Genomic DNA, 5,957 nt, shown 5'->3' with positions numbered 1-5,957 from the left:
CGCTGTCGGCCAGGCGCATGCGGTGACGGCCTTCGAAGTGGAAGGGCTTGGTCACGACGCCGACGGTCAGGATGCCGCGCTCGCGAGCGCACTTGGCGATGATCGGGGCCGCGCCGGTGCCGGTGCCGCCGCCCATGCCGGCGGTGATGAACACCATGTGCGCGCCGTCGAGGTGCTCGCCGATTTCCGGGAAGGACTCTTCCGCGGCGCTCATGCCCACTTCCGGGTGCGCCCCGGCGCCCAGGCCTTGCGTCACTTGCACGCCCAGCTGGATCCGCCGATCGGTCTTGGCGAACTGCAGCTGCTGCGCGTCGGTGTTGGCCACCACGAACTCGACACCCTCGAGGCCCGCCTCGATCATGTTGTTCACGGCGTTGCCGCCAGCGCCGCCAACACCAAAGACCACGATGCGCGGCTTCAGCTCGGTCGTACGCGGCGCGGAAAGTGAAATAGCCATGGGACCCTCGCGTCCTTACGCCGAAATCGTCAAATTAGACCTCGGCGACACCCAATCGCCGGGGATGCCTCGACGATCGTGTTAACAGAACAACCACCATCGTTAATCGGCAGTTAACTGCATAATCTGAGTCGGGGTCCGGTCGAGCGCGGCCTTGGGATAAATTGTGGTCTATCAACAGAAAACCCAAGCGAACCAAGGGCCCTGGCGGCGTCCACAGACATCTGCGACCGAACGCCGCTGAGTCTCTATTCTGGCGAATAGCCACGCTTTGAGCAGCAAAAAAGGCCCGCCCGAGGTGCTCGGAGGGGCCTTTAAAGTTAAACAGTAGAGTTAATCACGCTTAAGGTTTGAAGGCCGAAACCGCCTCGACCTAGAGGTTGTCGCGCAGCCAGGCGGCGGCGCGCGAAATGGGGCTGGCGTTCGGATCCAGAGGACGCTTGCGGGCGACGCCGCCGGCCAGGGCCTTCGACGAGACGGCTTCGCGCGGACCAAAGGCCGTGCGATGCAGGGTGCCCGCGGCGGCGCAGAAGGCGGGGCCCGAGGCGGCGTCGGCCAGATGCGGCACGCGACGCGGACGGCCCAGGCGCACCGGACGATCGAACACGCGCACGGCCACTTCCCGCACGCCGGCCAGCTGGCTGGCGCCGCCCGTCAGGACGATGCCCGCGCCCGGCTCGACCGGCGCGCCGGAGGCCTTCAGGCGCTCGCGCAGCAGCTCCAGCGTCTCCTCGACGCGCGGTTGAATGATGCCCTTCAGCAGGGAGCGCGGCGCGATCACCGGACCCGCGCCCGGATCGTCGCCGCGCGGCGGGGCCTCGATCATCTCGCGGTCCTCGTTGGCCGAAGCGATGGCGCTGCCGTGCAGGGTCTTGATGCGCTCGGCGCCGACCACCGAGGTCTGCAGCCCGCGGGCGATGTCTTGCGTGACGTGCCCGCCGCCGACGGCCAGACTGTCGACGTGGCAGAGCGCGCCGTTGTTGAACACGGCCACCGAGGTCGAGCCGCCGCCCATGTCGATGCAGACGGCGCCGAGGTCCATCTCGTCCTCTTCCAGGGCCGCCAGGGCCGAGGCGAACGGCGCGGCGACGATGCCCTCGAAGGACAGGTGAGCGCGTTCGACGCAGTGGGCCAGGGTGTGGAAGATGTTCTCGTTGACCGAGACGACCAGCAGCTCCAGGCCCAGCGAGCGGCCGAACATGGCGCGCGGGTCGCGGATGCCGCGCTGGCCGTCGACCGACCAGGCGATCGGCAAGAGGTGGATCGGCTTGCGGCCAGGAATGCGAACCTGGGCCAGGGCCGAGGCGATGGCGCGCGACAGGTCGCCGTCCGAGATCGGACGGGCGCCCAGCGAGACCTGGGCGTGGACGCGATGGCTGGCCAGCTGGCCGCCGGCCGTGCAGACGCTGACGCCCTGGACGTTGACGCCGGCCACGGTTTCGGCGCGCTCCACGGCCTGGGCGATGGCCTGGGCGGCCTCGTCGAGATTGACGATCGCGCCGCCGCGCACGCCGCGCGACTGGACATAGCCGACGCCCGAGGTCGTCAGGGTGCGGTTCTCGCGATGGATGCCGTCGGGCTTCATGATGAAGCACGTCACCTTGGACGCGCCCAGGTCGACGGCCGCGATGGCGGGCTGGCGCACAAGCGTCGCCTTCAGGCCCTCGCGAGCCTGTTTCCGGTCCTCCATTCGCGACATCGCTATCGTCACCTCAGCCCATCAACCACATTACGCCCCGTTCGCCGCGGGCTGCCCAGGCAGCGCGGCGTCACGAGGTCTCACAGCCACCATTTCGGGGTCGCGCAAATCGATCCGCGCGAAACCCATGTCGAGGATTCTCTGCCGCTGGTCGAGCTGATCTAATTGAATCAGCGCGGATTCTTCGTCAATGGCCGGAAGCTGGATCAGCGATCCGTCCTTCAGCCGAAGATCCCAGCGGCGGTCGTCCACCCGCACCATCGCCTCGAGCCGATCCCTAAGACGCGGACGCGAGGCCACGGCCGGCAGGATCAGGCCCGCGGCCTGGTCGGCGCCCTGCCCCACCACCAGCGGCAGCTGGGGGAAGCGCGCGGGGTCGGCCTCGTTGATCACCCGCCCCTCGGCGTCGATCACCTTCATCCGGCCTTGGTTCTGCCAGACCGCCAGCGCCGGCCGCTCCTGGACGGAGATCAGCACGGTGTCGGGCAGCATCCGCACCACCTGCACGTCCTTGACCCAGCCCACGCCCTGCACCCGCTGACGCACGCCGGCCAGGTCCATGCCCAGCGTCGGCTGGTCGAGGTAGAGGCCCGAGGCCTTCAGGATGTCGGCCTGGGCGGTCGAAGACGCCCCGCGGATGTGGACCGTCTTCAGCTTGAACCCCGCCGAGGCGAACGCGCCGTCGACGCCACGGGCCATCGACGCGCCGATACGCTCGGCGCGGTGTCCTGTGGCCAACATCACCACCAGTCCGAGACCCAGAGCCGCGCCCGCGACGCTCAGGGCGACCGTGGGCGAGAGGCCCACGCCCTTGGCGGCGTGTAGCTTGGCGGCCGGCTGCGCGCCTCGCGGCGCGGCCCGACCCTTGCTCGGACTTGCGGGCGCTTCGGCCCGGGGTCGCCTAGGCTTAGGCGGTCCCCCCCGCGTTACGGCGGGCATAAGCGTCCTCCACGATCCATAGAACCAACTGATCAAACGGAATCCCGACGTGGGCGGCCTGCTCGGGAGCGAGCGAGGTCGGAGTCATGCCGGGCTGCGTATTGACCTCTAGAAGGACCAGAATGTCGTTAATGTCGTCATAACGGAGGTCGGACCGAGTCACACTTCGACAACCAAGAGCGGAGTGGGCCAATTCGGCCATCCGCATCGCGCGATCCCTTACGCCATCAGGGATTGGGGCCGGCAGGACGTGGATCGAGCCGCCCTCCGAGTACTTGGCCTCGTAGTCATAAAAACCTGTGGATGCACGAATATCGGTAACCGCGAGGGCTCTGGGACCATTCGCCTCACCCATCACCGCGACGGCCAGTTCGAGGCCCCGCACATAGGGCTCGACCATCACCTCCTCGCCGTAAGTCCAGCTTGGCGAGGCGAGTTCTTCCGGCGGACGGTTGGCGCCTTCCTTGACGATAAAGACGCCGACCGACGAGCCCTCGGCGTTCGGCTTGACCACGTAGGGCGGCGGCAGGACGTGGTCGCGGGCCACGTCGTGGCGGTTGAACAGGCCGCCGCCGGGCACGATGACGCCGGCCGCCGCCAGCACCGCCTTGGCCTTGGCCTTGTCCATGGCGAGGGCCGAGGCCAGGACGCCGGAGTGGGTGTAGGGCAGCTTCAGGGTTTCCAGCACGCCCTGGACGCAGCCGTCCTCGCCCCATTCGCCGTGCAAGGCGTTGAAGACGAGATCCGGCTTGGCCGCCGTCAGCACCTGGGCGATGTCGGGCCCCGCGTCGATCCGCGTGACCTTGGCGCCCAGCCGCTCCAGCGCGTCGGCGCACGCGGCGCCCGAGACCAGGCTTACCTTGCGTTCCGACGAGGGCCCGCCCAGCAGGACGGCGATGTGGCGGCCGGAGAGGGGCTGGTCGGTCATGGGGCGCTCTAAGAAGCCCTCCCCCTCGATGGGGGAGGGTTGGGTGGGGGTGATCGCGCCGCATCGGACGCCTTACCGCCCTTCCTAGAGAGGCGGACAGGCCGTGCCAACACCCCCATCCCTGCCCTTCCCCCATCAAAGGGGGAAGGGAGAGCCAAGTTGTGGACGCTTAGTGCGTCGCCGCCGCGCCCGCAGACTTCAGCGCGCGGAAGTCGATGTCGCTGTCGGCGACCAGGTAGATCAGGCTGGTCCAGGCGGCGACGTTCTGGGCCAGTTGCAGCGGATCGACCTTGTTCAGGGTGTCGTCGGCGGTGTGATGGTAGTCGAAGTAGCGGCTGGCGTCCTGCTCCAGCGCGAAGGACGGGACCCCGGCCTGCTCCAGGCCCGCGATGTCGGCGCCGCCATGCGTGGCGGGCTGACGGCTCACATAGATCTTCAGCGGCGCCAGCACGTTGGCGGCGGTCGTCGCCAGCGGATGACCAAGAGCGCCGGCGGGCAGGTTCAGCGCGTAGATGCGGTCGGCGCCGCTGTCGCTCTCGCCGGCCAGGACGATCTTGGACACCTCGTCCTTATGCGCGGCGATATAGGCGTCGGACGAGCCGCCGCTTTCCTCCGAGCCCCACATCACGACGCGGATGGTGCGCTTGGGATGCTTGGGCAGGTCGCCGATCAGCTTGGCGGCGGCCGTGGTGATGCCGATGCCGGTGGCGTCGTCCAGCGCGCCGGTGCCAACGTCCCAGCTATCCAGGTGACCGCCGATGACGATCACCTCGTCGGGCTTTTCCGAGCCCTTGATCTCGCCCGAGATGTTCCAGGCCACGTCGTTGGGATCGGAGGTCGAGGCCAGCTTCAGCTTGATGCGCAGCGGGCCTTTCTTGGAAAGGCGCTCCAGCTGCTCGGCCTCGGGCACGCCGATCGCGGCGGCGGGGATGGTGACCACGCCCTCGCCAAAGCCGGTGACGCCGGTGTGCGGCACGGTGGAGTCCGAGGTCGAGACCGAACGGATCAGCAGGGCGACGGCGCCGCGCTTGGCGGCCTCGGTCGGGCCCGAGCGGCGGGAGATGCCCGCCACGCCATAGCCCGAACCGTCTTGCGCGCGGACCATCGGCTGGGTGATGACGGCGATCTTGCCCTTCAGCGCGCCCTCGGGGGCGGCGATCATCTCGGCGTAGGTGCGGAACAGGGCGACCTCGGCCTCGATCCCGGCGGGCGGGGTCGGCACGGTGCGGCCGAGGCCGACAATATCCAGCTTCATCGGATAGGGCGCGACCAGCTGGGCGCTCTCCTCGCCGCGCGTCCAGGACGGCTTGGCGAATTCCTCGACCTTGATGTTGGTGAAGCCCAGGGCCTTGAACTTCGCGACGCCCCAGTCCTTGGCGCGCTCCATGGCCGGCGAGCCGACCAGGCGCGGGCCGATGGAGGTCGTCAGATCCTCGGTGATGTCCCACGCGGTGCGGTCCAGCAGCGCCTTGTCCCGCAGGGCTTCGGCGGTGGCGACATAGCCAACGGACTTGGCGCCATCCGCCGCGAAATAGTCCTTGATCCCCTGCTTCTGGGCGGCGGTTTGAGCGTGGGCGGCGCCCGACAGGAGGGCGAAAACGGCCGAGGCGGCCAGTAAGCGACGGTACATGAGCAAGGATTCTCCCCAATGAGGCCGGAGTCATAGCACCCGCTCGCGCTGCGGGGAGTCAGCAATGGCGTGAAGGTTGCGAAAGCGGCGCCTTGGCCAGGAAGTGGGCAGGCGCGCGTCTTCGCCGCTTCACGCGATCGCTCGCTGAAGGTTCGGAAGGGGATGCGGAGCGCCCGGACGTTCGTCCGGAGTGTGAGGAGTGATTACCGTTTCGACGAAGCCTAGACGCTCCGCGCGGTCGTTATCCGATGAGCCTTCGACGCGCGGGGTCTTAACCCGCTTCCGAAAGAGGCCCCCGGCGGGC

General features: G+C 68.5%; 5 protein-coding genes and 2 pseudogenes. 1 reads left to right on the top strand and 6 read right to left on the bottom strand.

The genetic code is table 11. The features are described from left to right. The 6 genes and pseudogenes from Q0379_RS20185 to Q0379_RS20160 all read right to left on the bottom strand — a co-directional run. Positions 1-457, bottom strand: a pseudogene (locus Q0379_RS20185) (cell division protein FtsZ); the annotation flags it as partial. 34 nt (positions 458-491) lie between these two features. Next, positions 492-557, bottom strand: coding sequence for a hypothetical protein (locus tag Q0379_RS20180; RefSeq protein WP_024265820.1), 66 nt, complete (start codon positions 555-557; stop codon positions 492-494). A gap of 273 nt (positions 558-830) precedes the next feature. Continuing rightward, complete coding sequence (gene ftsA / locus Q0379_RS20175; protein WP_099538556.1) at positions 831-2,156, bottom strand: cell division protein FtsA; 1,326 nt, start codon at positions 2,154-2,156, stop codon at positions 831-833. A gap of 30 nt (positions 2,157-2,186) precedes the next feature. Continuing rightward, entirely contained in the window at positions 2,187-3,095 is a 909-nt protein-coding gene (gene ftsQ, locus Q0379_RS20170; RefSeq protein WP_299015929.1) for a cell division protein FtsQ, read from the bottom strand. Continuing rightward, positions 3,064-4,023: a D-alanine--D-alanine ligase gene (locus Q0379_RS20165; protein ID WP_299015926.1), complete on the bottom strand. Its 960-nt coding sequence runs from the start codon at positions 4,021-4,023 to the stop codon at positions 3,064-3,066. Before Q0379_RS20165 ends, ftsQ begins: the two co-directional genes overlap by 32 nt. Before the next feature lie 169 nt (positions 4,024-4,192). After that, on the bottom strand, positions 4,193-5,659 hold the full coding sequence (locus Q0379_RS20160) for a M28 family peptidase (RefSeq protein ID WP_299015923.1): 1,467 nt from the start codon (positions 5,657-5,659) through the stop codon (positions 4,193-4,195). Between the two features lie 108 nt (positions 5,660-5,767). On the opposite strand from Q0379_RS20160, the pseudogene Q0379_RS20155 reads away from it, so the two are divergent. Continuing rightward, positions 5,768-5,846: pseudogene (locus Q0379_RS20155) on the top strand (hypothetical protein); the annotation flags it as partial. Positions 5,847-5,957: the final 111 nt, after the last annotated feature.

The organism is uncultured Caulobacter sp. (assembly GCF_937900395.1).
Classification (GTDB): domain Bacteria; phylum Pseudomonadota; class Alphaproteobacteria; order Caulobacterales; family Caulobacteraceae; genus Caulobacter.
The sequence above is the reverse complement of the archived record's forward strand: the minus strand, read 5'-3'. Positions and strand labels throughout refer to the sequence as shown.